Annotated in this window: 20 protein-coding genes and 1 tRNA gene; 7 read left to right on the forward strand and 14 right to left on the reverse strand. The window is 58.2% G+C overall.

Annotation, left to right across the window (positions count from 1 at the left end; all coding sequences use genetic code 11):
• Positions 1-158 precede the first annotated feature (158 nt).
• From BM70_RS0107210 to BM70_RS0107225, 4 genes are all read right to left on the reverse strand, one after another.
• A tRNA-Gly gene (locus tag BM70_RS0107210) sits at positions 159-232 on the reverse strand.
• 153 nt (positions 233-385) lie between these two features.
• The gene (locus BM70_RS0107215) at positions 386-1270 is read right to left on the reverse strand and encodes an alpha/beta fold hydrolase (RefSeq protein WP_025855380.1); all 885 of its coding nucleotides are present in this window, start codon (positions 1268-1270) and stop codon (positions 386-388) included.
• 304 nt (positions 1271-1574) lie between these two features.
• Positions 1575-2267 (reverse strand): pseudouridine synthase, encoded by a 693-nt coding sequence (locus BM70_RS0107220; RefSeq protein ID WP_025855381.1) that lies wholly within the window; start codon positions 2265-2267, stop codon positions 1575-1577.
• Positions 2267-2479 (reverse strand): cysteine-rich CWC family protein, encoded by a 213-nt coding sequence (locus BM70_RS0107225; protein WP_025855382.1) that lies wholly within the window; start codon positions 2477-2479, stop codon positions 2267-2269. Before BM70_RS0107225 ends, BM70_RS0107220 begins: the two co-directional genes overlap by 1 nt.
• Positions 2480-2777: 298 nt before the next feature.
• Between BM70_RS0107225 and BM70_RS32195 the strand changes: the two genes are divergently transcribed.
• Complete coding sequence (locus BM70_RS32195) at positions 2778-3143, forward strand: hypothetical protein (protein WP_081782042.1); 366 nt, start codon at positions 2778-2780, stop codon at positions 3141-3143.
• A 56-nt stretch (positions 3144-3199) separates the two neighbouring features.
• On the opposite strand, the gene BM70_RS0107230 is transcribed toward BM70_RS32195, so the two are convergent.
• Positions 3200-4312 carry an enoyl-CoA hydratase/isomerase family protein gene (locus BM70_RS0107230; RefSeq protein ID WP_025855383.1) on the reverse strand — a complete coding sequence of 371 codons (1113 nt, stop codon included), beginning with the start codon at positions 4310-4312 and terminating at the stop codon, positions 3200-3202.
• A 136-nt stretch (positions 4313-4448) separates the two neighbouring features.
• On the opposite strand from BM70_RS0107230, the gene ung reads away from it, so the two are divergent.
• The 4 genes from ung to BM70_RS0107250 all read left to right on the forward strand — a co-directional run bounded on the left by ung (position 4449) and on the right by BM70_RS0107250 (position 12166).
• Positions 4449-5141, forward strand: coding sequence for a uracil-DNA glycosylase (gene ung / locus BM70_RS0107235; RefSeq protein WP_025855384.1), 693 nt, complete (start codon positions 4449-4451; stop codon positions 5139-5141).
• A 141-nt stretch (positions 5142-5282) separates the two neighbouring features.
• Positions 5283-7289, forward strand: a complete 2007-nt coding sequence (locus BM70_RS0107240) for a hypothetical protein (RefSeq protein WP_025855385.1) — start codon at positions 5283-5285, stop codon at positions 7287-7289.
• Positions 7290-7651: 362 nt separating this feature from the next.
• Complete coding sequence (locus tag BM70_RS0107245) at positions 7652-9670, forward strand: hypothetical protein (RefSeq protein WP_025855386.1); 2019 nt, start codon at positions 7652-7654, stop codon at positions 9668-9670.
• Between the two features lie 222 nt (positions 9671-9892).
• Positions 9893-12166, forward strand: coding sequence for an autotransporter outer membrane beta-barrel domain-containing protein (locus BM70_RS0107250; protein ID WP_025855387.1), 2274 nt, complete (start codon positions 9893-9895; stop codon positions 12164-12166).
• Between the two features lie 117 nt (positions 12167-12283).
• Here the strand turns inward: BM70_RS0107250 and BM70_RS32200 are convergent, their stop codons facing one another.
• From BM70_RS32200 to BM70_RS0107285, 7 genes are all read right to left on the reverse strand, one after another.
• Positions 12284-14209, reverse strand: coding sequence for a YncE family protein (locus BM70_RS32200; RefSeq protein WP_155952135.1), 1926 nt, complete (start codon positions 14207-14209; stop codon positions 12284-12286).
• Positions 14210-14226: 17 nt separating this feature from the next.
• Positions 14227-15570 carry a hypothetical protein gene (locus BM70_RS0107260; protein WP_155952136.1) on the reverse strand — a complete coding sequence of 448 codons (1344 nt, stop codon included), beginning with the start codon at positions 15568-15570 and terminating at the stop codon, positions 14227-14229.
• Between the two features lie 378 nt (positions 15571-15948).
• A complete protein-coding gene (locus BM70_RS0107265) occupies positions 15949-16977 on the reverse strand; it encodes an AbrB family transcriptional regulator (protein WP_025855389.1) in 1029 nt (342 codons plus the stop codon).
• Positions 16970-18484, reverse strand: a complete 1515-nt coding sequence (locus BM70_RS0107270; RefSeq protein ID WP_025855390.1) for a tripartite tricarboxylate transporter permease — start codon at positions 18482-18484, stop codon at positions 16970-16972. The genes BM70_RS0107265 and BM70_RS0107270 overlap by 8 nt, the downstream gene beginning before the upstream one ends.
• Before the next feature lies 1 nt (position 18485).
• On the reverse strand, positions 18486-18944 hold the full coding sequence (locus BM70_RS0107275; protein ID WP_025855391.1) for a tripartite tricarboxylate transporter TctB family protein: 459 nt from the start codon (positions 18942-18944) through the stop codon (positions 18486-18488).
• Positions 18945-19003: 59 nt separating this feature from the next.
• Complete coding sequence (locus tag BM70_RS0107280; RefSeq protein ID WP_025855392.1) at positions 19004-19987, reverse strand: tripartite tricarboxylate transporter substrate binding protein; 984 nt, start codon at positions 19985-19987, stop codon at positions 19004-19006.
• Positions 19988-20032: 45 nt separating this feature from the next.
• Positions 20033-21325: an OprD family porin gene (locus BM70_RS0107285; RefSeq protein ID WP_025855393.1), complete on the reverse strand. Its 1293-nt coding sequence runs from the start codon at positions 21323-21325 to the stop codon at positions 20033-20035.
• Positions 21326-21560: 235 nt separating this feature from the next.
• On the opposite strand from BM70_RS0107285, the gene BM70_RS0107290 reads away from it, so the two are divergent.
• The gene (locus tag BM70_RS0107290; RefSeq protein WP_017736361.1) at positions 21561-22232 is read left to right on the forward strand and encodes a response regulator; all 672 of its coding nucleotides are present in this window, start codon (positions 21561-21563) and stop codon (positions 22230-22232) included.
• Positions 22225-23610, forward strand: a complete 1386-nt coding sequence (locus tag BM70_RS0107295; RefSeq protein WP_025855394.1) for a sensor histidine kinase — start codon at positions 22225-22227, stop codon at positions 23608-23610. The genes BM70_RS0107290 and BM70_RS0107295 overlap by 8 nt, the downstream gene beginning before the upstream one ends.
• On the opposite strand, the gene BM70_RS0107300 is transcribed toward BM70_RS0107295, so the two are convergent.
• Together BM70_RS0107300 and BM70_RS0107305 are read right to left on the reverse strand one after the other, a co-directional pair.
• Positions 23611-24432 carry an HDOD domain-containing protein gene (locus tag BM70_RS0107300; protein WP_025855395.1) on the reverse strand — a complete coding sequence of 274 codons (822 nt, stop codon included), beginning with the start codon at positions 24430-24432 and terminating at the stop codon, positions 23611-23613.
• A gap of 36 nt (positions 24433-24468) precedes the next feature.
• Positions 24469-25410, reverse strand: a complete 942-nt coding sequence (locus tag BM70_RS0107305) for a folate-binding protein YgfZ (RefSeq protein ID WP_025855396.1) — start codon at positions 25408-25410, stop codon at positions 24469-24471.
• Positions 25411-25413 lie beyond the last annotated feature (3 nt).

Here is a 25413-nt window from a genome sequence, read left to right on the forward strand (position 1 = left end):
TTGGGATTATAGTTGTACAAAAATATTAGTTTGTACAGGTTTTCTCGGCGCGAATGACAGGGGCCTCAAATCGCAGCCATAAAAAAACCGGCCTCAAAGGACCGGTTTTTTTGTGCATCCCCGCCAAAGAACAACCTGACGGGGAGCGCGAATTTGAGTGGAGCGGGTAGAGGGAATCGAACCCTCGTCGGAAGCTTGGGAAGCTACTGTTCTACCATTAAACTATACCCGCTCAGAGCGGCTGACTTTGTACCAGATGTTCATCGGGATTTGAAGTTTTTCTTCAAAAATGTGGGTGTTGGCGCTGGCTTGCCTGCGATATGGACACCTCGGTGTGGCCGTCACACTTCAGTGATGCTATCGCAGGCAAGCCAGCTCCCACGCCTCAGATTGCAAACGCATGCTGCGTCTGGCCATGGTGATAACGCAATCGGCTGACCTGGCGCTGCGGTTTCAAGAAGCCCACCACCGCGTCCCGACTGTCCCGGCATGCCGCCTTGTGCTCCATGTCCAGGAAATGCCCGGTAGCCTGGATGGTACTGAAGCTGCTGTTGGCCACGTGCTGGCCAAACAGCTTGGCATCCTGGGCACTGGTGTACTCGTCCCATTCGCCGTTCAGGAACAGCACCGGAATGTCGATCTGCTTGGCGGCCTTGAGGTAGCACAGGCGATCACTGTTCAGCACGTGGCTGATGTGAAAGTGCATCTGCCCATATTCATGTTCGGCCAGGCTGCTCACGTGTCGGTAGTTGAAACGCTTGAACAGCGACGGCAGATGTTTGCCGATGGTGCTGTTGACCAGGTGGCCGACGCGGTCGCGGTCGAGGTTGCCCAGGTAGTAAACGCCGCGTTCCAGGTAGTCGCGCATCGGTGCGTTGATCACTGGGGAGAACGAGCTGATCACTGCTTTTTCCACGCGACGAGGGCGGTGGGCGAGGGCGACCAGGGCTGCGGCACCGCCCCAGGAAAAGGACAGCACGTGTTCGGCGGCGAAGTGGTCGATGAGTTCCAACAGGATCTGGCCTTCGACTTCCTTCGTCAGCATCTGCTCATGGCGGTTGTGGATTTTGGAACGGCCCGCGTAGGGCTGATCGTATAAAACCACGTTGAATTGCGGGTACAGGCTTTTCACGGTCTGGGCGAAGGATGCCGTGGTGGCCATGGAGCCGTTGACCAGGATGATGGTCTTTGCAGCAGCGTCCGCGCGATAGAACTCCGTGTAAACCCGATATTGACCCTGTATATCCAACACAGCGATTTCTGGCCTCATGTCGTAAGACTCCTGGCAAGCGGGTAGGGCGCGCAGATCACTCTGCACGAGCTTTGTGACAGGTAGGCATACGCCTGGAAAGAGAGGCCCATGTCGATCCGATGACGGCTGGCCGACGGCTGTTGTTATGGCGGGCTGTTTGCCTGAAGGGCCCGTAGATCAAGCGCGGGCGGGGCAATGTGTTTCTTGGAGGTTATAGGCGACTCGCCAGTCATATTTAAACTGGTGGTCCTGATTCAAGCAGCAGAGCGGGCACGCCGCAAGGCGATGAAGCGGTTTTTTGCCATCACCGGCCGAACGGTCGTCAGACCATTCGGATTTCGTCATCGGTCAACGCTCGATACTCACCGGGTGCGAGGGCTGGATCCAGCACCAAGGGCCCCATGCGCTCGCGATGCAGGCCGATCACCTTGTTATCAAAATGCCCGAACATGCGCTTCACCTGATGATAGCGTCCTTCGACGATGCTCAACCGTGCGGTTCTCGGCCCCAGCAACACCAACTCGGCGGGTTGGGTGGTCAGGTCCTCGAACGCGAAATACAGGCCCCGTGCGAACGTTGCGGCGTACTCTGCGCCGATGTCCTGCTCGGTCTCCACAAGGTAGACCTTAGGCAGTTTGGTCTGCGGCTGCGTCAGGCGTCGCGACCATTGGCCGTCGTTGGTGATCAGCATCAGACCCGTGGTATTGAAGTCCAGGCGACCGGCAATGTGCAATTCGTCCTTGCCCGGCTCCTCCATTAAATCCAGCACAGTCGGGTGCTGCGGATCCGCCGTGGCGCTCACGCAACCCTGGGGTTTGTGCAGCATGAAGTAGCGCGCTGGTTTGCCTGCCTGCAGCACGTCATCGTCAACGCATACGCGGCTGAATTCCCGCACGTCATGATGGGGATCGCTGACGGTCACACCATCGACCGACACACGCCGCTCAACCAGCAACAGGCGCACTTGCTTGCGATTGAAACGCGGCAGGTTACTGAGGAAACGATCAACCCGCATTACGTCGGCTCGACCCCGCGCAGTTGCTCATCGACCCGGGCGCAACGCGGGCACAGGCAAGCCTTGTTGCGCAATTCGTCGGGCAGGGCCTGGAGCACAGCCGGGTCGATGGTGACGCTGTAGCACCAGCACGCCTGGTCGACCGTACGTGGGTCAGCCAGGGAGCAGTCGTTGCGGGCGCCGCAGGCAGGGCAAAGGGTTGGCGTGGTCATGGGCAGGTTCGTGCAGGATCGGGCAAGGTTCCGGAGAGTCCCGTGTGCCTTGTACGATACAGGGCCGACCCTGCCCAGGCTACTGAGCGCTGGAACTTGCTGGTCTGTTGGTTAAACGGCGTGGCCAGGTGCGACCTCGATAAATTACGTGATCGAAGACGTTTGCGCAGATGTATCAAGCTGTTGCAAAAACGCACCAGATTCCGTTTTTGATGTCAGATATTTCGTCATTCAGTGAAAGCTGAATGCCGCCCTCCCGCGTCGCTGGAGGTGCTCTTCCGCGGTCCAGGAGGCCGCCATGTATCGACGACTGCTGCTCATCGTTTTACTCGGTCTGACCCTTTGCGCGTGTGTGCCCTATTACGACGGAGGCCAGAGTTACTATCGATCCGAGGTCTACACGTCACCGGCGCCGGTGTATTACTACGGTGGTGGTACGGCGTACCAGTATCGGCGTGACTACTACCCTGCACCGCGCTATTACGCGCCACAACCGCGCTATTATTCGGCGCCGCGTTATTACCAGCCAGCACCGCGCTATTACGGACCGCGTGCGGGTTACCGGCCTTACCCGAACCAAGGCTGGGGCGGCGGTAACCGATGGGGGAATGGTGGGCACGGCCGCGGTTCCGACCATGGAGGTGGCCGCGGCGGTCACCGTTGATACGTCTGCATTGCCAAGCGGCGCATGAAGCGCCGCTTTTTTATGGGCGCAGCTAATCAATAATCGGAAAGATCGGCCAAGGGATGGCGACCTTCCCATGCCTTATTGAAATGCGCCTGCACCACCGCATCCGGAATCGCGTTGATATCCGGCCAATGCCAATGCGGCGTCTGGTCTTTGTCGATCAGCCGCGCGCGCACCCCTTCGCTGAATTCCGGGTGACGGCAGCAGTTGAGGCTCAGGGTATATTCCATCTGGAACACTTGCGCCAGGGACAGATGCCGGCCGCGCTGGATCTGTTCCCATACCAGGTGCGCGGTCAACGGGCAGCCTTCGCTGAGCGTCTTGCCGGCACGACTGAACAGTGGATCGGCATGCTCACTCAGCAGGCTCAAGGCGCGCCAGGCACACCGCACATCGCCCACATCCAGCCATTCGTCGATCTGTGCCCGACGTGGCAACCATTGCGCCTCCGGTTGCTGCTCGACGGCTTCCTGGGCCAGCGCCTTGAGCAGGCTGTTGAGCTGCATCGAGGTCTGTTCCTGCCAGTTCAGTTGCAGCAGGCCATCGAGCAGTTCGTCCTGCTGGTCTTCGCGCAGGAAGCGGTCGGCCAAGCCCAGGTCCAACGCGTCACGACCGTTGATATGCGCACCGGTCAGGCCGAGGAACAACCCGAGCTTGCCCGGCAGGCGCGACAGGAACCAACTGGCACCGACGTCCGGGTAGAGGCCGATGCTGATCTCCGGCATGGCCAACCGGCTGCTCGGCGTGACAATACGCACCGCCGCACTTTGCAACAGGCCCATGCCGCCGCCTAGCACGTAGCCGTGGCCCCAGCAAATCACCGGTTTCGGGTAGGTGTGCAAGCGATAATCCAGGCGATATTCCGCCGCAAAAAACTGTGCCGCCAGCGCCGGCACCCCACCGGGCTGTTCGCGGCAGGCCTGCGCCAGGCTGCGCACTTCGCCACCGGCGCAAAATGCCTTGGGGCCGTTGCCGCGCAACAGCACGCAGACGATGTTCGGGTCCTTGGCCCACATGTCCAGGCGTTCGCCCAACGCGAGGATCATCGGCAGGGAAAGGGCATTGAGGGACTTTTCAGCGTCGAGGCTGGCGATGCCGATGCGGGCACCGTCGCTGCCGGTCAGCTCTTCGAAGTGCAGGTTCATCGTGACCTCAATCGAGAAGGTGAAGGACGAGTATGATCGCTTCGCAGGAAAGTGTCGGTGGTGTGTCAGATCAATTGACAAGCGGGGTCGGCTTTCCTAGGGTTCGCCTCATTCTTTTTTACAAGACCATTCAACCATGACCGAAGACGACCGTATCAAACTCGAACCCAGCTGGAAACACGCCCTGCGGGATCAGTTCGAGCTGCCGTACATGGCCCAGTTACGCGAGTTCCTGCGCCAGGAACACGCCGCCGGCAAAGAAATCTACCCGCCCGGCCCGCTGATTTTCAACGCGCTCAACTCAACGCCGCTGGACAAGGTGAAAGTCGTGATCCTCGGCCAGGACCCGTACCACGGCCCCGGCCAGGCCCACGGCCTGTGCTTCTCGGTGCAACCGGGCGTGCCGGCGCCGCCGTCGCTGGTCAATATCTACAAAGAGCTCAAGCGCGACCTGAACATCGACATCCCCAACCACGGCTACCTGCAAAGCTGGGCCGATCAGGGCGTGCTGATGCTCAACACCACCATGACGGTAGAGCGTGCCAACGCCAACGCGCATGCGGGCAAGGGCTGGCAGTTCTTTACGGATCGGATTATCGAAGTGGTCAGCGCGCATCAGCCGCACCTGGTGTTCCTGCTGTGGGGCGCCCATGCCCAGGGCAAGCAGAAACTGATCGATGCCACCAAGCACCTGGTACTGACCTCAGTGCATCCGTCGCCGTTGTCGGCGTATCGCGGGTTTTTGGGTTGCGGGCACTTTAGCCGGACCAACAAGTTTCTAGAGCAGAATGGTGAGGCGCCCATTGAGTGGCGGTTGCCGCTGGTCTGATCTGTGTGCCTACCTGTTATTTCCGACAGTATCCGGAGGGCGTACTTGCGCATTAAATGATCTACCTGGCCTAGTCGATAGGGTGCTTTCCCGTCGGTAGTCAATGGCTGGTCATTGATTGATTGCCCAAGGAGAGTGGACATGCCCAAGTACAACCCCTCGACCCCGATCCCCCGAATGCTGGACCAGCCCTGGGTGCCTGCGGCGCTGCCATTGCTGGCAGATGAAGTGGCTTACACGATACACCGGTTGGACCAACTCGCCCCTTTGGTAGTGGAGGTCCAATCGATTTGGCCGGGGTGGAATCTTCTTGATCCAGGTGAGGTGAGCACAGTTACCTGGTTGTGGGACGGTGAGCTGGTTGGTGATGTGAAGGAGTTGACTGCGCCCTACGATGCAAGCGACCTACCGAGTGTGGCCGGCGCCATACCCGAAAAGCTGCTGGCGGCGCCCGGCCCGCACAGTTTGCAGTACATCGTTGAGCTGGTCCCCGGCAACCCGGCGGATCCGTCATTTCCAATCCAGATAAACTTGATCAAACTCGCCCCAAATCAAGGGGTACAACCGAACAGGTTGATGTTTGACACTGATATTCAAAATAACGGCGTCACTGATGAGTACTTGGTCGACCACGATGATCAAGTCGTGGCAATTGTGCCTCGATGGCCCGATATGCGCCTGGAGGATCGCGCTTTGGGCAAGTTGACGTTGCTACCAGCGCTCCGGCGCCCACATTCACGCAGCGACGAGATCGTGGCATCGGTGGAAATCACCCAGGCTCATAAAGACGGTGCACCTATAGAGCTGGCATTTGAAGGCGAAACGTTTCGCTCGTTGCTCAGTAACCGAGAGTATTCGGCTCAGTACCACCTGATTAATCGCGCTGGATGGGAGGGGCCTGCGTCGCGTACGGCTGTGGTACTGAATGCCCTTACGCCCTCGCCGATTAGTTTTCCTGCACCGGAAGTACCACAAGCGTTCGGCACGGGCGCGAACGGGCGGATTGATTTGGAAGATGCTCGTGAAATTGGCGGTGTCTACATGAACATCCTCGAAATCGTCGGCGCATTGGAAAACGATGTGGTGACACCTTCCTGGAACCTGATACCCCTTCCACAAATCATCGTAGGGCCGTTTCAGGTCTGGCCAATTCGTGTGCCAATCCCGTGGCCAGTCTTGGCCCACGGCGACTTCGAACTGGCAGGCGGGAGCATCCCGGCCAGTTACACCTGGCAGCGCGGAGCCGCTGCCGCCCGGCCTTCCGTGGTCAGGTTCGTGCCGGTAAACCTCACCGCAGCCGGCGAACTCAACCCGGATAACCCCAACTACATCAACCCCCTGCTTCTGCGTCCAACGGTGAAAGGTGTGTCGGGCGATGATGTGTTGACCATCCTCGACCGCGATCAGCCCGCCAATGTGGAGCTGGTGCTGGGTGTCGGCTTCGACGTGGGCGATTTACTTGAGCTGATCTGGAATGACAACCCCGTGCCGGTGGCGACTCACCCTGTGGCTGTCGGCGAAAACCCGGGAGCCGTGATTGCGTTCCAAATTCCCTGGGCACTCATTGATCCGATTGGCAATGCGCGGGTCAACCTCTTTTACCGCACGTTCAATGGTGTGAACCGCCAGCGATCGAATAACAAAGTCGTCAACGTGGCGATCTCACCTATCCTGGGGTTGAAGTCCACTCGATACCCGGATGTGAACTACGGTCCAGGGCCGGACTCCGGATTTATTGGGTGTACGCTCACACCTCATCCGTCCTTCGGTGTTCAGGTATTGGTCCCTGGCGACGATACGCGCCTGGAGGTAGGTGATGTTCTGCGATTGCGCTGGGACGGGTATGCCAGCCCCAATGGCAATTCCAGCCATGTGATCAGCGGTTCTGAGGGGGAATGGGATTCGCCGCCCTTGAACCTGAATTGGGTACAAAACGGTTACCCATTCACCGTGCCATTCAACCCCCATGTCTTGCTCCCTGGGTTGGTTAAACCTGACGACTACCCCCACAAGCCAATCTACGGTTCCGCCACCACCAGTTATCAGGTGGTTCGTTGTGGAGTGGTGTTAGGCGAGTCGAATCGTAGCCTGGTGTTGGTCACGTTGATTCGTCCAAACGGCCTGCCGCCTTGTATTGAACCTGTTTGAGTCAGCATGCGAAAGGGAAGGGCATAAGGCCCTTCCTGAGGTATGGGCAGGCCGTTGCAAACCGTTTGCATAGAAATGTTCGGGCTTATAAAGGCTCGTTAACGGCGTGCAGGAAATGAAAAGGCGTTTCACCGTGTTCTAGTCGTTGAGTGCAAAGCTACCTACTTGTTGAGCTTTGTCTAACTGTGAATCTTGACAGTTACGCACTCACTCAGGCCGCTGTTTAATGAACCAGCCGCTATCAGGTTGCACTGATATCGGATGATGAAAAGTGACATTGCGACTAACTGGGTCGCCGATCCGTGGGTGAAATGCCGTCGTCCGGATCCAGATCCTTTCACCCATGCAAGGAGCTTTGGATCATGTCAAAAAAAACACCGCAGTCGAAGGCCAAAATGCCAGCAACGCAGGCGAACGAAAAGTTGCCTGCAAAAGCAAAAGCTACCCGTAAACCGCGCGCAGGGACGCATAGGGTTTTAGCCGATGCGCCTCCTCCCACGCTTGTCAACGCACTCCCTAACTTGCCAGTAGATCCCTCCGACTCTGAGCAATCGGCAGACGGTCAACCCAATCTCATACCCCGCGCTGTCCAGGCCAGCGGTTTGACTCTTTCCCATCCACGCTGGTTTCCACTTGCAGATGCGGGGGAAATCGACACCCTTCTTTATCGTGCGAACGGTCGATTGATTGGCTTCTATGAATATAGTGGCGACGATCCAGCGCCACCTGATCCTTTTGTTCACACTGTTCAACCGCACGCCGCGCTGCAAACCCATGGTGAAAAGGAGATCACCTATACGATCCATCACGCCAATGGCAATGTAGCTCCCTCTGAGATCACCCTTGGTTTTGTCGACACACTCGACCCCAACCTCAATAACCAGCCGGCTGCCATTACCCTGCCAACCGATCTGTCGGGGCCAGTGACACCGGATTATCTGGATGGCAAACCCGGCTTGGTGTGTCAAATCCAACGAATGGCAGACAACCGCCCGGGAGACACCTGGCGGGCATTTTTTGGGCGTAAGGATGTAACCGGTATCACGGGTGTTTTTCCATTGACAGGCAGCGCTGAAGTTATTTTTACAGCCGCGACTGTCCTGGCAGACGGCTCGGGCGATCGGGAGATTACCTACCATGTGACTGATCGTGGAGGTAACAATACGCAGACGTCTTTTACCCGGACTGTGACAGTCGCCACCGCGAACGAACCAATGTTGGAAGACTTTGAAGTATTGGAGGCGCCTTTGATCGATAAGGAAGAGGCGCGTAATGGTGTAACGGTACGCTTGGGGAATATTGTCGACTGGCTCTCGACTGATATTGTTCGCATGTTCTGGCATGGCACCTTGATCTACGAGAAACCTGTAGGTGTGTTCCCTATCTTTCCGTTTGATGGCACGGCTACGTTCGATGTGATCAGATCCCATGGGGACATGTACGACGCCGATGTCCACTGCACTATCAGCCGTGACGGGCTAGGGACTATCCCCTCGCCAACGATCACCGTTGCGGTGAATATAGATGAGCCCGGTGATACGGATAACCCTGGCCCAGGCCCCGTTGACCCCGCCTATGATCCACCGACGGTCAGAGGCAATGAAGGTCATGAGAACCATTTGGTAGAACTTGACCGTGGTTTCCCGGCCACGGCGACGTTCATTATTCCTTCAGGGCTAACCGGCGGCATTTTTATTGATGTTTACTACGGCATTATGGGCGGGACGCTGGCTGACACTTATAACGTCACCGGTAGTGAAGCTCCCGATTTCGAGGTTGAGTTGGAGATTGGTTGGGACATTATCGAAATGTATGGCAACGGCGATGCCATACCTTGTTATTACAAGGTTCGCGATGCAATCAACTACAAGCACTCTCCCGACCAGAGCGTCAAGGTTGAACTCTACAGCTTGTCGGGGCTTGCAGATCCGGTGTTCTCGGTACTCAATACAGCAGGCAGGCTTGGATGCTTCGACCGCTTGACGCCTCCGCTAGTCCCGGCGCCTTGGGTGGCAGTCCCTATTTTCATCAAGGACGACGCAGCTCTTCAAATCGGTGACCTCGTCGTTGTGCATGCGGCCAGGTACGCATTTGCCGATAAAACTACCCCGTTAGATACCATGGAAACGACGCCTAGAGAGATATCGTTCAACGACATCGCGGATGGCTTCACCATCAACCTCTTGCTGGGGTTGTGGTTCAGGGACTTTACCGGTACCGGCGGTCGTGGTTGGGTAGGTGTGCGCTGGAGTATCTATCGCCCTGACACAACGGATCGCGGTACCTCGGATGAAGTTCAGGTGCAATGGGATTTCCGTGGTGCTTACCCACCACTGGGCACCTGTGTGCCAGATTCGACGCGAGCGCTCGGGTCGCTGTGATCCATGCATAACCCTGTTGGCCTCTTTGTGGGGTCACAGGGTTTTTTATTGCGGCTTGCTTAACCAACGCCAGGGTTGTGTTGAAGCTAGACGACTTCCTCATAAGGAAAGTCCTACATAAAAAGGGAATTCCAATCCTTAGTCTTTGCGCCGTGGAAAACGGAAGGCCGGTCGATATGGCCTCCGGGTTCGAACTGGTACTTTTTCTGAGGTTCACTGGCAATGCACACGATTGACTCTTCTGACTTTAAATTCTCCAAATTATCGGCAGCGATCAAGCTTGTCGCTGTTGCCCCCCTGTGTTTCCTAAGCGCGCAAACCCTGGCACTGGAAGAACTGGACGGAACGACCAAAGATGTCTATCCAGTAACGTACGTTGATAACTTTCGGCTGAAAAACAATTCCACGCTGAATGTTCATAGCGGTGCGACAGTGCGCGACATTCAGTCGGTTGACTCGACGGTAAACCTGACAGGCGCACGGGTTTCATCCACTGCCACCACCACCGCAGTGATACTGACCAACAGCACTGCACACATCAACAATACCCTTATCACCAGCACCCGTGCGGGCGGTCTGGACGTGGTACGCAATCCGTCGACGGTCACGGGTTCCTTCGCAGAGGTCAGCAATAACAGTGAAATCCGTGGCGCGACTTATGGTGCCAATGTAACCTCCTACAGCACCTTGAACCTCTATGACTCGAAACTGGTGGGCGATTCCCAGGCTGGGTTGATCCTGCGCGGTGGCGCGGCCAATGCCTTCAATAGTCAAATCACCGGTGCTACCGACGGCATCCGCATGACCCGGGAACACAGCACCGTACCCAACTCGCCGGAACTGCGCTTGGAAGGTACACGTGTCGAGGGGCTGGCAGGTTCTGCCATTGTGGTCGATACACCGATCACTGCTGAAATTGATGTCAATAACGGTTCTACCCTGATAGGCAGCAACGGCAACCTGCTTGAGTTGAAAACCGGCGGCAACGCCAACATGCGCGTCAACAACAGCGAACTGACCGGCAACATCCAAGTGGGTACCGATAGCGCCCTGGACCTGAACCTCGACCGCGCTATCATGAACGGCGACGTGATCAACAACGGCGGTAGCGCCAGCGTTGGCCTGAGCAACGGCTCGATCCTCACCGGCCGCCTGGAGAACGTCGACACGCTGGCAATCAACAGCGACGCCACCTGGGTGATGGTCGACAACCAGCAAGTGGGCGACCTGTTCCTGAGCGGCGGTCACGTCAAGTTCGGTGACCCGGGCGTGTTCTACCAACTGGACGTGGAAAACCTGTCGGGCAACGGCACGTTCAACATGAGCGTGGACTTCGCCACTTTGACTGGCGACTTCCTCAACGTTACGGGTACTTCTTCGGGTGACCACAAGTTGTTGATCGCCAGCAGCGGTGCGGACCCGTTGAGCGCCGACCGCCTGCACGTGGTGCACACCGAAGACGGTGGCGCCAAGTTCAGCCTGGTGGGTGATCGTGTGGATGTGGGTACCTACTCCTACAGCCTGATCGATGACAACGACAGCAAGGACTGGCTGCTGGACCCGGGCAGCAAGGTGATCAGCCCGAGCACCAACTCCGTACTGGCCTTGGCCAACGCGGCGCCGAGCGTGCTCTACGGTGAGATGACCAACCTGCGCACTCGCATGGGTGAGTTGCGTCACAGCGACGGTAAATCGGCCGGGCTGTGGAGCCGTGCCTATGGCAACAAGTTCGAAGTGAACAACAGCGACAAGGAAGTGCACTACAACCAGACCCAGCGCGGCTTCACCCTAGGTGCCGACGTGCCACTGTCCGGCGGTGACGGCCAATGGTTGGCCGGTTTCCTGGCCGGTCACAGCACTTCCGACCTGGACTTGAGCCGTGGCAGCAAAGCCACCGTCAACAGCTACTACGCCGGTGGTTACGCCACTTGGCTGGACGCTGAGAGCGGCTTCTACTTCGATGGAGTGCTCAAGTTCAACCGCTTGCACAACGAGTCCAACGTGGCAATGAGTGACGGCAAGAAAGCCAAGGGCAACTACACGCAGAATGCGGTAACCGCCTCGGCCGAAGTGGGCCGCCACATCAAGCTGGACGACGGCTTCTTCGTGGAACCTTACGGCCAATTGGCCACGGCGATCATCCAGCGCCAGAGCTACGAGCTGGATAACGGCCTGCAAGCCAAGGGCGCGCGTACCGCTTCGGTGGTGGGCAAGGCCGGTGTGACTGCCGGGCGTGATATCCAATTGGATGGCGGCAGTGTGTTGCAACCGTACTTGCGCACGGCGGTAGCCCATGAGTTCAACCAGAGCAACAAGGTGTCGGTGAACGGCAACAGCTTCAACAACGACCTATCGGGCACCCGGGTTGAAATGGCAGCTGGTCTGGCCATGGCCGTGTCGAAGAACTGGAAGGTGCATGCGGATGTGGAGCGCAGCATGGGCAAGAGCGTTGACCAGCCATGGGGGGTGAATGTGGGGGTGCGGTATGATTTCTAAGCAGCGGCGCTGAGAAGTTCATAGTGCTGTGTTTATGTAAAACTGCCCTGAATGTTCAGTTCAAGGCAGTTTTTTTGGGGGATCTTGGAAAGGTTTAACGTTCCAAGTTATTGCTGTTTAGAGCGCGACTATGGCAATACGATTAGCAAGTACTTCCGTTACCCAAAGTTTAGCACCGTCAGGTGTAACAGCCATTCCTTCGGGCTCGCTTAAGTTATCAATATTTTGAATGATTGTATCGTTGGTACTGTCAATGAATGAGACTTTTCCACCGGCTCGATCAGAGATGTAAACTCTTTCGGTGACTGGGTTCATGGCAATTCCTTTAGGTTCTACAAACCCAGTCAAAACTTTAGTAATGGTGTTGGTGGTTGAGTCCAGCACCAGCACTGTTTTTGTAACATTGTTGAGGCCGCGGTTGGTGATATAAGCCTTCGGTTTGACAAAGTTGTGCGGGCTGAACTTAAGATCGGTCGGATAGTTCGTCCCTGAAATGTTTCCGATGATACTCCCGTTTCCTGATGGGTTGATGATGGTTACAGTGCTTTGAGCTGCAGCATAAAGCCTGGTTCCTTCTGGGTTGAATTCCAAACCGGTGGGGTAGATGACTTTCAAGCTATTTATGCGTGCATAGGTCGTAGCATTATGAATGTATACGAATGCATCGTAGTTGCACGAAACATAAAGTAATGTTCCGTCGGCATTAAAAGTAATTCCGTATATACGATTAAAGCCAGATATTGTTGAAACGATCGTGTTGGTTGCTGTATTGACCACCGACAAGGTCTTCGCAGCCAAGTTGCCTACGAATAGGCGCGTGCCATCAGGGTGCATTTTAAGCCGATAGGGCTGGGAAAAACCTGTGATAGTGGCAACCACGAGGTAGGTTGAAGTATTGATGACGGATACCGTATTGCTACCGTAATTGGTAACATAAGCCAAGGAACCATCAAGGCTGAATTCAATATGATAAGGTTGTGTACCAACCGGAATGGTTTTCACCACTCCTGTTTCTCTCTTGACTGTATAACGCGGGAAATTAAGCGCTGTTGCCGAGCTTTTGAGATTGGTGCCGTCGAGTGATACGTATGTTTTGGCATCCAGGAATGTGCCATGGCTGAGGGTTAATTGATATGACAATGGTACAGGCTCATTGATTTTCTTGGCATTTGCCTCTGGTGTGCTCACAGGAGCACCACTGCGCAGTTCAATATCATGTTCGCCGTCCAAGTTGACCCACACGGCTTGTCCCTTGAGCATGAATGGATAATCCAATATCTGTACACTGTTATCTTTATGCGTGTCAAATTCGCCACCTGTGGCCTGCGGTATCGAAACCACATTCGTGACAGAGTTAGGGAGTGCTTGTATTTCCAGGTCCAATGGGTCTGACGGTCTCGTCGCACCTCCCCGAGTTACCATGTATTGTACGGTGACGTGTGTTTCCAAGTTGGCGGCGGCCGCTGAATTGCGTATCTCAAAGTCAACAAAACCAGCCGCCGCGTTTCCATTCTTCGGCGTAATAGTCGGCGTTCCCAAACCTGGCTTGCCTGTAAAATGGGGTTGAATCAGGTCGCTGTTGAGCATGGAATAACGCACGCGATACGTAAATACGGGTGGATTTAGCACATGAGCAGGATTCATCGTCGCACTTTGGCCTGGCACTACAATGGTCGACTCCAATATTTCCGGCACAGGAAGATTCAGTGGCGCCCCAACTCGCATATCCACTGCGTGTGAAATACGCGTACGTTCATTTGGCTTGGTCAGTGTGTAATAAATCCTGGCTGATTTGTCGAGGTTTGCTACCACGAAAGTACGTTCGATATCGAAGTATAGGTCTCTCCCCACCCAGATGTTGGTAATGGGGAAAGATTTAATGGTACTGCCACCCGCTGCAGAACCTTCAAAATGCAATGTAACGATACTGCCTAGAGTGAAAGCCGAGTTGCGCTTGACAAGAACGGTTGCACCAAAAAGGCTCACGGATGGATTAAATACATAATCTGGTGGCGGGGCCTCGTCAATTTCAACGACAGGCAATGAAGGGACAAGTTCGCCTACATCAAAGTTGGCAACTTGAGACGGACGAGTTCCGGCCTCATTCGTGACTGTGTAACGAACGTCCAGTGTGCCCCCTTCAAGACGGGCATGTCGCCGTCGGGACCGTTTGCGAGGTTAAAGATAATGTTGCCTGTTCCGGCGGGTCGCGGCCCTACTTCTCGATAGTAACCGGCTCCATTGGCGTGGGTTCCGATTAAAATCACTGTCACTGCGTCGAACGGGGCTTGTCCGGTATAGTGATCGATCCAGATGGTAATCGATGCAGAGTCTACCGGTATATTGCCGTCCGGTGCCTGAAGAATTCTCGCAGGAGGAAGCTCGACCGGGATCGAGTCGCCAATGACTTCATATACATTGACCTTCGAACGACGATTAGGTGTGACGCCTGCGCGTATACGTTCGAAGCGAATACGCAGGCTGCCGCCGACCAGCTTTTCTAAATACTTGAAAGACAAATTAATATGCAAATTAATAAAGACTGAACTGACGGTGCCGGTATATTCCTCTTCAACAGGGGTTCCTGCAGCGGTATATCCCACTGCGAGTACTTTTATTTCATCAGATTTTAGATAGCCGTTGCCAGGGACATTAATAACGATGGTCGCATCTTCACCGTCCAGTAGGTGAACATCTACCTTCCCCTCATCGTCAACTTCAGCGATGAAAGGTGCAGCTAAAAGAGGATTTGGATTGCCGACAAAAGACTCGACAATTGTCAGCAGAGAGGGGGCAACTGTTTTATTCCCAGCTTCGTCTATCACATAATATTGAATGATTACATCGCCGTAGCCGACCGTGTTCCATGTGCTGCTGTAGGCGGTGATGGTGATTGGGCCCGTACCTGTCGCTTCGCCTTCTGTTACTACGTGCTTAATGGCATGGCCGTTGAGTGTCAGCCAAATTGTATCTCGTGCGGCCCAATTATAAAGCGGATTCAAACCTGGTCTGTTTGGGTACTTGGGGATTTGTATCTTGACGCCCATCTGAGCATCTTCTGGCTGCACGCCATTGTCGATGATGTGTTGCTCCAATTGCGGTGCAGTCATATAGTCGTGATAAGTTCCAGTGTCTGGGTTTGGCCCGGCAGGTTCAATATCGTCAACAAAGAAGCTGAATTTATCCGTCTCCGCTGTGCCTCCGCCAGCGCGCGTGACCCTGAAAAAACAGGGGGAGACGGGACCGTATTCGAGCCATGCGGTTGATACATACAAGGAAGTCGATAACCCCGCTGAAGCTTGGGTATCAGAAATTGTCGTAAAGGCAGCCGATTCAATAGCATTTCCGAAGAATAGTTCGACGAAATCATTTCTGCCATATCCAAGTATGGATTCAGAATACACAAGAGACCTTTTTCAGGGTTGAGATTTTTCGCTGCTTTATTGATCCCGCCATGGTAACCAATGTAGGGCTCCCTGAGGCCGGGTATATTTAACGATAAATCTGCGAACGCGACACGGGGTACTTGCTCGGGTTGGCTGAGGTCGAATTCGTAGACATCTTCATCCTGCGGTTTGGGAATGTCGCAGTTGGTTGTGATTGGCGTACCGGCAACGGTTGTCATGCTCGTGATCCCTGATTGAGATAGAAACGTGGTTCATCGCATACGCGAGGAGGTCCGGATTTCATTCAAAGCCAGGCGGCAGCGTGGCGATAGCTGTGAAATTTGACAGTGCCGACAAACGGTAATGACGGGTTCGGAACGTGCCATCGCAGAAGAGTTAAGACGGGCGATTCCAATGCCTGAACAATGGCTCCGCCAGAAACAGCACAAACAACAAGCGCATCACCTGCATGGCCGTCACCAACGGCACCGACAGTTGCAGGGTCTCGGCGGTCAGGCTCATCTCTGCAATACCACCGGGCATCATGCCCAGGGTCAACGAGCGCAGGTCCAGATGTGTCAACGCACTCAGCCCCACGGCCGCCAACGTCGCCAGCGCCATGGTCAACGCCGTGCCGATCAAGGTACGCCCCATGAACGACGGCGCCCGACGAAAGAACTGTCGGTTGAAGTGGCAACCCAAGCCACTGCCGATCAACCACTGGCCAATCTGGCTGCCGCCATCGGGCAGGCCGATATGCAGGTCCCAGACCACGCTGGCAGTCGCACTCACCAGCAACGGCCCGAATAACCACGGGTTCGGCTGGCGCAAGCGTTGCCAACCCCAGGCGACCACGGCGCCCAGCGGAAACAGCGCCAGCAGCCACGGCCAACTCACCGGCGCCGGATGAAACTGCGGTGTGCCGCCTTCGAGCAAGTATTTGAAGATCGCCGGCACACACAGCACCACCACCAGTACGCGCAGGCTCTGCCCCGCCGCGACACGGCTCAACACCGCGCCATTGCGCGCGCCGAGGTTGACCATCTCACCGGAACCACCCGGCATGCTCGAGAAAAACGCGGTGGCGCGGTCTTCACCGCTGCGTCGCATCAGCCACACGCCGACAACGCTCGACAGGCTGGTGACCAGCGCACCGAAGAAGATCAGGCCGAAGTGGCTCAGCACCTGTTCGATCACCACCGGGGTGAAGTGCAGGCCGATGCCGATGCCCACCACCCATTGGCCGCATTTGCGCCCGCCGGGAATCTCCGCCAACTGCCACGGCGTAAGGCAACGCACCAGGATGATCGCCAGCAACGAGCCGACCATGTACGGCAAAGGCCAGCCGACCAGGCTGGCCAGGTAACCGCCGGCCAGGCCGACCAGCGGTGTTCCCCACCAATGTTTAAAGGTGACCTCAGACATCGGCCACGGCACGACGCTGCAGGGCACGTTTGCGGTAGATGCGCAGCAGCGGCACAAACAGCATGATCGCGGTCAGTACCCACACGCCAAAAGTGATCGGGCTCGACCACAGGATCTCCAGCGCACCGTTGGAGATCGACAGTGCACGGCGCAGGTTCTGTTCCATCAAGCCACCGAGGATAAAGCCCAGCAGCACCGGCGACAGTGGGAAGTCTAGCTTGCGCAGGATGTAGCCGAAGATGCCGATACCGACCATCAGGAACAGGTCGAAAGTGGTGGCGTGCACCGCGTACACCCCGATCGCAGTGATGATCGCGATCACCGGCACCAGCGCCCAGTTCGGCACGGCCAGGATGCGCGTGAAGATGCGGATCATCGGGATGTTGAGGATCACCAGCATGATGTTGGCGATGAACAACGAGGCGATCAGGCCCCAGACGATGTCCGGTTGCTGTTGGAACAGCAGCGGGCCCGGGGTGATGTTGTACAGCGACAGCGCGCCGATCATCACCGCCGTGGTGCCCGAACCCGGTACGCCGAGGGTCAGCATGGGCACCAGGGCGCCGCAGGCGGACGCGCCGATGGCCGTTTCCGGCGCCGCGAGGCCGCGCATGTCGCCCTGGCCGAATTTACCGCTGGCACCGGCCAGGCGTTTTTCGGTCATGTAGGCAACGGCAGAAGCCAGCGTCGCACCGGCACCTGGCAATACGCCCATGATGAAACCGAGCAAACCGCAGCGGATGTTGACGACGAAGACCGCGCCAGCTTCCTTGAGGTTGAACATCATCCGTCCGGTGGCCTTCACGGCTTCCTGGCCACGATGGGTTTTTTCCAGCAGCAACAGGATCTCGCTGATGGAGAACAGGCCCAGCACCAACACCACAAACTGGATGCCGTCGGTGAGGTGGATGTTATCGCCGGTAAAACGGTACACACCGCTGTTGGCGTCGATGCCCACCGCGGAGAGGAACAAACCGATCAACGCCGCTACAAACGTCTTCAGCGGTTTGTCACCGGCCATGCCGCCGAGGCAGACAATCGCGAACACCATCAGTACGAAATATTCCGCCGGACCGAAGGCAATCGCCCATTTGGCCAGCAACGGCGCAAACAGCACCATGCCGCAGGTGGCGATAAACGCGCCGATGAACGAGCTCCATGCCGACAACGACAGTGCCACGCCAGCCAGGCCTTTGCGGGCCATCGGGTAGCCGTCGAGGGTGGTCATGACGGTGGAGGCTTCGCCCGGAATGTTCAGCAGGATCGAGCTGATGCGCCCGCCGTATTCACAGCCCAGGTACACGGCCGCCAGCAGGATCAGCGCCGATTCCGGCGGCAGGCCCAGGGCGAAGGCGATGGGGATCAACAGCGCCACGCCGTTGATCGGGCCCAGGCCCGGCAACAGGCCGACCACCGTGCCGATCAGGGTGCCGCACAGTGCGGTCACCAGGTTGTAGGGGGACAGTGCAACGCCGAAGCCCTGGCCCAAGTAGCCGAAAGTATCCATATCAGTTCTCCAGAACGTCGAGCAGGCCGAGGGGCAGCGGCACATCCATGGCTTTATCGAACAGCAGATAAAGACCAATCGCCATCAGGCTGACGATCACCACGCTGGGCAACCAGCGGCCGCCATACAGGCGCGCCATCGGGATGCCGATCAGCATGCTGCTGAGGATGAACCCCAGGGGTTCGAAGGTACCGGCGAACACGATCAACAGCGCGACACACACGCCGATCTTGATCAGGGTTTCGCGGTCCAGCGCGGGTTCTTCTTCAGTGTGTTTGGTCGGCTGTGGGCGAAACAACATGTAGATCAATGCCAGGCTCATCAGCCCGAGCATCAGCAGCGGGTAGGCCCGAGGCCCCACCGGCTCGTAGGAAAACGACGCTTGATAGGGCCAGGCCATCAGCGCCAGGCCGGCGCAGGCCAGCAGCAGCACGGCGGCGAAAATGCGTTGTAAGAGCATGTGAAACTCCTGGACCACGCCGCTTGGCTAAAGGGCGTGGCCGCACAAAAGAGGGGCGATTACTGGATCAGGCCGAACTCTTTGGCCAGCACTTTGTAGTCAGCCACCTGTTTCTTCACGTAGGTGTCCAGCTCCGGGCCCGTCATGGCGAACGGGAACAACTCGCGCTGGTCACGCAGCTTGGCGAACTCGTCGGAAGCCAGCAGTTTGTCGAAGGCGTCTTTCCACCAGGCGTAGTCGGCATCGCTGACTTTTGGCCCGAGGTAGAAACCGCGCACCACCGGCCAGACGATGTCGTAGCCTTGCTCCTTGGCGGTCGGAATATTCTTCATTTCCGGCTCGTCCAGGCGCTGCTCGGAGAACACCGCCAGCAGGCGCATGTCGCCGCTCAGGATGTGCGGCATGGAGTCGGAGATGTCGGTACTGCCCACCTGGATATGGCCACCAAGCAGGGCAGTGGCAATTTCACCGCCGCCTTCGAGCGCCACGTAACGCAGTTCGCGTGGGTTGATCCCGGCGGCCTTGGCGATCAGGGCGGTTTGCATCCAGTCCTGGCTGCCGACGGTGCCGCCGGAGCCGATCACGACGCTGCCCGGATCTTTCTTCAGGGCTTTGACGAGATCGTCGAGGCTTTTGTAGGGCGAATCGGCTTTCACCGCGATAGCCCCGTAGCTGGTGCCGACCGCTGCCAACCAGCGCACGGCGCTTTCATCGAAGCGACCGAACTTGCCCTGGGCCAAATTCAACAGCGAACCGCTGGACCAGGCGACCAGGGTGCCGGCGTCGGCGGGGCGCTGGGCCACTACCGCGTTGTAGGCCACCGCGCCTACGCCGCCAGGCATGTAGGTCACGCGCATTGGCTTGCTCAGCAGCTTTTCGTTGACCAGCGCGCTTTGCGCCAGTTTGCAGGTCAGGTCAAAACCACCGCCAGGCGAGGCCGGGGCGATGCATTCCGGGCGCTTGGGTTCGTCGGCGGCCAACAGTTGGCCGGCGAACAGCATGCAGCCGGCGGCGAGGGCCAATTTACGCAGTGAAGGGGTCATGGGTTTCTCCGTCATTGTTGTTATGAGTGGCTTACCAGGCACTACTTACCAGAGCGCGACGCTGTAGCTCACCAGCAGGCGCATTTCGTCCGCATCACGGGCTGAATAGTTGGAGCGGTAGGTGGCGTTACGCAGGCGCACGGCCACATCCTTGAAGGTGCCGCTTTGCACCACGTACTTGATCTCGCTGTTGCGCTCCCACTCCTTGCCGGTCTCGCCGTTCTTGAGCTTGATGTAGTCACCCGAGAGGTAACGGCTCATGAAGCTCAGGCCGGGAATCCCCAGCTTGGCGAAGTCGTAGTCGTAGCGCGCCTGCCAGGAGCGCTCTTCGGCGCCGGCGAAGTCGTTGATCTGCACGAAGTTGACCAGGTACGGGTCGCTGCCCTCCACATACGGGAACGCGCTGTCGCCGGACATGTGCTGGTAACCGGCACTGAGCTTATGGCCGTTGAGGGCATAGCTGAAGAGGCCGTTGAGGGAGGTGTTGTCGATCTTGCCGCCGCGGGCTGCGCCGGCGTCATCGCTGATGGCCAGGCGCAGGTCGGTGGCGAAGGTCCCGGGGCCCATCGGGCGTGCGGCGACCAGGCCGAGGAAGTGTTGGCTGTAGACGTCGTCGAGTTGGGCGAAGTGGTAGCTGCCGGTGATTTTGTCGGCAAACTTGTAATCAACGCCGCCGAAGTTGAAGTGCTTGCCGGTGGCGCCGCTGAGGAAGCGGCTGTTCTTGTTGTTGAGGGCGATGTCTTCGTAGTTGCTGTCGTCGCGGTCCTTGGCCTTGTCCAGGCGACCACCGGTGAACACCAGGTTCTTGAATTCCTTGGAGGTGATCAAGCCGCCGTTGAAGGTCTGCGGCAGGATGCGGCCATCGTTGGGCTTGAGGATCGGCAGTTCGGGGATCAGCGCGCCGATTTTCAGCTCGGTGGCCGAGATCTTCACCTTGCCGGTCAGGCCCAGCTTGGAGTACTCGTCAGCGGCGCGGCCATCGTCATGGGTGGGCAGCAGGCCGGTGCCGGTGCGGTCGGGGCTGGAATCGAGCTTGACCCCGAGCATGCCCAGCGCATCCACGCCGAAGCCGACGGTGCCGTCGGTGTAGCCCGATTGCAGGTTGAGCATGAAGCCCTGGGCCCATTCGTCGCGCTTGGATTGCTGGGCGCTGGTGCCGTCGCGGAAGTCGCGGTTGAAGTACATGTTGCGGGTTTCCAGGGTCGCGCTACTGTCTTCGAAGAAGGCAGCCTGGCTTAGCGGCGAAAAGCCGGCAAGGGTAGCAGCACTGGCGAGGGCGGTCTGGGTCAGGCGAGAAAAACGAACAGGCGAGGAGGCCTGGGGCTGTGTCGACAGCATCGTTGTGTACTCCGTTATTGTTCTTATTTTGGCGAAAACGCTTCGAGGCGTTTTTCGGGTGCTGCGGTTCAGGCAGCTCGGTGGGCATAGACCACCGTGACTGGATGCTAAAGGGCGAAGCTTTCACTAACCTTTCAGTTGCCTTTCAATGTTTTCAGGCTTCACAGGGCAGGCGGCGCCTGTAAACTGCCCGGCAAAGCGTGGTACCAACCACCCCTGACTGAGGTAGAAATCCATGCGTGTCTTGCTGGTTGAAGACCATCTGCAACTCGCCGAAAGTGTCGCCCAGGCGCTCAAGAGCACGGGTTTGACCGTTGACGTGCTGCACGATGGCGTGGCGGCGGACCTGGCCTTGAGCAGCGAGGAGTACGCGGCGGCGATTCTCGATGTGGGGCTGCCGCGCATGGATGGTTTCGAGGTGCTGGCGCGCCTGCGGGCCCGTGGGAAAAATCTGCCGGTACTGATGCTGACGGCGCGCAGTGATGTGAAAGATCGCGTACACGGCCTGAACCTGGGGGCGGACGACTACCTCGCCAAACCGTTCGAGTTGACGGAATTGGAGGCGCGGGTCAAAGCGTTGCTGCGCCGCAGCGTGTTGGGCGGCGAGCGCCAGCAGACCTGCGGCGTGTTGGTCTACGACCTCGATACCCGGCGTTTTACCGTGGGCGGCGAGTTGATGACGCTCACTTCCCGTGAGCAAGCAGTGCTTGAAGCGCTGATCGCCCGCCCTGGCCGGGTGATGAGCAAGGAGCAACTGGCCTCCCAGGTGTTCGGCCTGGACGAAGAAGCCAGCCCCGATGCTATCGAAATCTACGTGCACCGCCTGCGCAAGAAACTCGACGGCCAGCCCATCGCCATCGTGACCTTCCGCGGCCTCGGCTATCTGCTGGAAGCCCGCGATGCATAAGCCCAGCAGCCTGCGCTGGCGCCTGTTGTGGAACCTGGCGCTGTTGCTGGTGCTGCTGATGTTTGCCAGCGGCATGAGCGCCTACTGGAATGGTCGCGAAGCTGCGGACACCGCCTATGACCGCACGCTGCTGGCTTCGGCGCGTACCATCGCTGCCGGCTTGACCCAGGTGGACGGCACCCTGAGCGCCAATGTGCCCTATGTGGCGCTGGACACCTTTGCCTACGACAGTGCCGGACGCATTTATTACCAGGTCAATGACATCGACCAGAAGCTGATTTCCGGCTACGAAAACCTTCCCGGCCCGCCGCCCGGTACGCCGCGCACCGATGACTATCCGGCGCTGGCGCGCTTCTACGACGCCGTGTACCAGGGCCAGCAGGTGCGTGTGGTGAGCCTGCTCAAGGCTGTCTCGGAACCGAACATGAACGGCATGGCGGAAATTCGCGTCGCCGAAACCGACGAGGCGCGCGTGAGCATGGCCCGCAGCCTGATGGCCGATACGTTGCTGCGCCTGGGCATGCTCGCCGTCGGCGCGTTGCTGCTGGTGTGGTTTGCCGTGAGTGCAGCGTTGCGCCCACTGGAGCGCCTGCGCACGGCGGTGGAAGAACGCCAGCCTGACGACCTGCGGCCATTGCCCTTGGTGGAAGTGCAGCACGAGTTTGGCCCGTTGGTGCGTTCCCTCAACCATTTCACCGAACGCTTGCGCGGCCAGTTCGAACGCCAGGCGCAATTTATTGCCGATGCGGCCCATGAACTGCGCACGCCGCTGGCGGCACTCAAGGCGCGGCTGGAACTGGGTTTGCGCGCCGAAGACCCCGCCACGTGGCGCAGCACCCTGGAAACCGCGGCTCAGGGCACTGACCGCCTGACTCACCTGGCCAATCAATTGTTGTCATTGGCCCGCATCGAGAATGGCGCCCGCGCAATTGCCGAGGGCGGCGCGCAGCTACTCGACCTCAGCCAATTGGCCCGTGAGTTGGGTATGGCCATGGCGCCGCTGGCTCACGCACGCGGCGTGGCGCTGGCATTGGAAGCCGACGAGCCGGTGTGGCTGCGCGGCGAGCCCACCTTGTTGAACGAGCTATTGAGCAACCTGGTGGACAACGCCCTGGCGCACACGCCACCGGGCGGCAATGTGATCCTGCGAGTGACGGCGCCGGCGGTACTGGAAGTGGAAGATGATGGCCCAGGCATCCCACTGGACGAGCGGGACCGGGTGTTCGAGCGCTTTTACCGGCGCAGTCAGCAGGGCATGGGGTCGGGGCTGGGGTTGGCGATTGTCGGCGAAATCTGCCGGGCGCACCTGGCACAGATCAGCCTGCACGATGGCGAGCAGGCCGGGCTGAAAGTGCGGGTGAGCTTTATCGCCGGTTGATCAGTAGAACATCGAACGGGCTTCATCCAACTCGGCGCGCAAGGCGTCGCTGTAGGGGTCGACCCGCAGTTTCTTGATCGCTGGCAGTGTGGAGACCGGAATGTTCGCCAATGGGTGATCGGTACCGCGATGGCAATACAGCACAGCGACCTGCACCAGGTCGATGTAGTCGAGGCTGGGCGAGTCGCGCTCCAGGTCCAGATAGCGGCCGGGCAGTTTCGCCAGCATTTCAGGGAAGTCCCAGCCACCCAGCAGTTTGTCGCCCAGTAACGGGTGAATGCTCTCGATGACATGGTTGAGGCTGACCGGGTCCGACAGCAGTTCGTAATGGTCTTCGGCATACGTCAGGATCGGCAGCACGCCGATCTGGTGCACCAGCCCGCCGAGGGCTGCCTGGTCCGGCTTGAGCTGGCTGTGGCTGCGGCACAGGGCGTAACTCACGCCCGCGACTTCCAGGCTGCGGCGCCATACTTCACGCATCTTTTGTTCGACCACGTCGGAGCGTGCGTGGAAGATCTGCTCCATCACCAGGCCGATCGCCAGGTTGCTGCTGTAATTGGTGCCCAGCCGGGTGATGGCAGTGTGCAGGTCGGTGACTTCCTGGGTCGCACGCAACAACGGGCTGTTGACCACTTTGATCAGGCGCGCCGACAGCGCGGTGTCGCGACCGATCACTTTGCTCAAGTGGCTGATGCTGATTTCCGGGTCTTCGGCGGCCTGACGAATGTTCAGGGCCACTTCCGGCAATGTCGGCAGAACCAGGTCATCATTATCGATGGCCGTTACCAAAGCCTGTTGGACTTTTTCCGCCAGCTTGTTCATTCATGCTCTCTAGGGTGTTGCAAAAAGGTACGGCGATTAACGCTGGATCTCTCGATCGCGGTCGAGCGTGTAAGGCAGGTCGAGCAGTTGCAAACCGGGGCCTTCGAGTGTGCCTAAGCGCACATCGCCACTATCGGCAGCTTCGGCTTGCAGCACGGCCAGAAGTTCAACGGTCTGGTCAGCTTTTGCGGCCATGACCACTTCACCGATCGCGCTGTTGTGGCTGGGTGAAAACAGCGGAGTGCCTGGTTCGGGCATTTCAGGCGCATCGAGGCTCAAGCGATACAGGCGGCGTTTGAGTTTGCCCAGGTACTGCATGCGCGCGACGATTTCCTGGCCGGTGTAGCAGCCTTTCTTGAAGCTCACGCCGCCCACGGCCTGCAGGTTGAGCATCTGTGGGATGAACAGTTCACGCGTCTGCGGCATGACCTGGCCAATGCCGGCGCGGATCTGACCCAGCAGCCATTCATTCAGGCCGGCTTGTTGCAGATGCTCGGCCAGTTGGCTGCGTAGAGTGTCGCCTTGCTCGGCAGGCGCCCAGAGTTCGGCGCGGCCAGGGGAAACGCGAACGGCGATCAAGGCATCGGTGCGGGCGACGCTGTCGGTGTCGGCCGATAGTTGCAGGCCAAGGCGGGTCAGGGCCTCGTCCGCATTCACCAGGCCGAAACGCACCCAGGCGGCGCTCTCGTCGGTGAGTTTGGATTTGGAGAACACGGCGTACTTCTTCAAGTCTGCCAGTTGTGGCTCCAGCAACTCGGTGGCCATGGCCAGCAACACGCCGTCACCTTGCAGCAGGATGCGAAAGCTCGATTGCATGCGCCCTTTTTGCGTGCAGCGCGCGCCAAGGCTCGCCTGGGTGTCGCTCAGGTAGTTGAGGTTGCAGGTCAGTTGGCCCTGAAGGAATTTGGCAGCGTCGGCGCCGCGGACGGCGAGAACGCCTTCGTGGGACAGGGAGCAGAAGAAAGCAGAGTCAGCCATGGG

The sequence above is a fragment of the Pseudomonas sp. CHM02 genome, assembly GCF_000612585.1.
Classification (GTDB): domain Bacteria; phylum Pseudomonadota; class Gammaproteobacteria; order Pseudomonadales; family Pseudomonadaceae; genus Aquipseudomonas.

Coding starts and splice junctions, on each gene's coding strand:
- BM70_RS0107215 (WP_025855380.1), bottom strand. CDS start 1,270: ATGAGGCCAGAAATCGCTGTGTTGGATATACAGGGTCAATATCGGGTT.
- BM70_RS0107220 (WP_025855381.1), bottom strand. CDS start 2,267: ATGCGGGTTGATCGTTTCCTCAGTAACCTGCCGCGTTTCAATCGCAAG.
- BM70_RS0107225 (WP_025855382.1), bottom strand. CDS start 2,479: ATGACCACGCCAACCCTTTGCCCTGCCTGCGGCGCCCGCAACGACTGC.
- BM70_RS32195 (WP_081782042.1), top strand. CDS start 2,778: ATGTATCGACGACTGCTGCTCATCGTTTTACTCGGTCTGACCCTTTGC.
- BM70_RS0107230 (WP_025855383.1), bottom strand. CDS start 4,312: ATGAACCTGCACTTCGAAGAGCTGACCGGCAGCGACGGTGCCCGCATC.
- ung (WP_025855384.1), top strand. CDS start 4,449: ATGACCGAAGACGACCGTATCAAACTCGAACCCAGCTGGAAACACGCC.
- BM70_RS0107240 (WP_025855385.1), top strand. CDS start 5,283: ATGCCCAAGTACAACCCCTCGACCCCGATCCCCCGAATGCTGGACCAG.
- BM70_RS0107245 (WP_025855386.1), top strand. CDS start 7,652: ATGTCAAAAAAAACACCGCAGTCGAAGGCCAAAATGCCAGCAACGCAG.
- BM70_RS0107250 (WP_025855387.1), top strand. CDS start 9,893: ATGCACACGATTGACTCTTCTGACTTTAAATTCTCCAAATTATCGGCA.
- BM70_RS0107265 (WP_025855389.1), bottom strand. CDS start 16,977: ATGTCTGAGGTCACCTTTAAACATTGGTGGGGAACACCGCTGGTCGGC.
- BM70_RS0107270 (WP_025855390.1), bottom strand. CDS start 18,484: ATGGATACTTTCGGCTACTTGGGCCAGGGCTTCGGCGTTGCACTGTCC.
- BM70_RS0107275 (WP_025855391.1), bottom strand. CDS start 18,944: ATGCTCTTACAACGCATTTTCGCCGCCGTGCTGCTGCTGGCCTGCGCC.
- BM70_RS0107280 (WP_025855392.1), bottom strand. CDS start 19,987: ATGACCCCTTCACTGCGTAAATTGGCCCTCGCCGCCGGCTGCATGCTG.
- BM70_RS0107285 (WP_025855393.1), bottom strand. CDS start 21,325: ATGCTGTCGACACAGCCCCAGGCCTCCTCGCCTGTTCGTTTTTCTCGC.
- BM70_RS0107290 (WP_017736361.1), top strand. CDS start 21,561: ATGCGTGTCTTGCTGGTTGAAGACCATCTGCAACTCGCCGAAAGTGTC.
- BM70_RS0107295 (WP_025855394.1), top strand. CDS start 22,225: ATGCATAAGCCCAGCAGCCTGCGCTGGCGCCTGTTGTGGAACCTGGCG.
- BM70_RS0107300 (WP_025855395.1), bottom strand. CDS start 24,432: ATGAACAAGCTGGCGGAAAAAGTCCAACAGGCTTTGGTAACGGCCATC.
- BM70_RS0107305 (WP_025855396.1), bottom strand. CDS start 25,410: ATGGCTGACTCTGCTTTCTTCTGCTCCCTGTCCCACGAAGGCGTTCTC.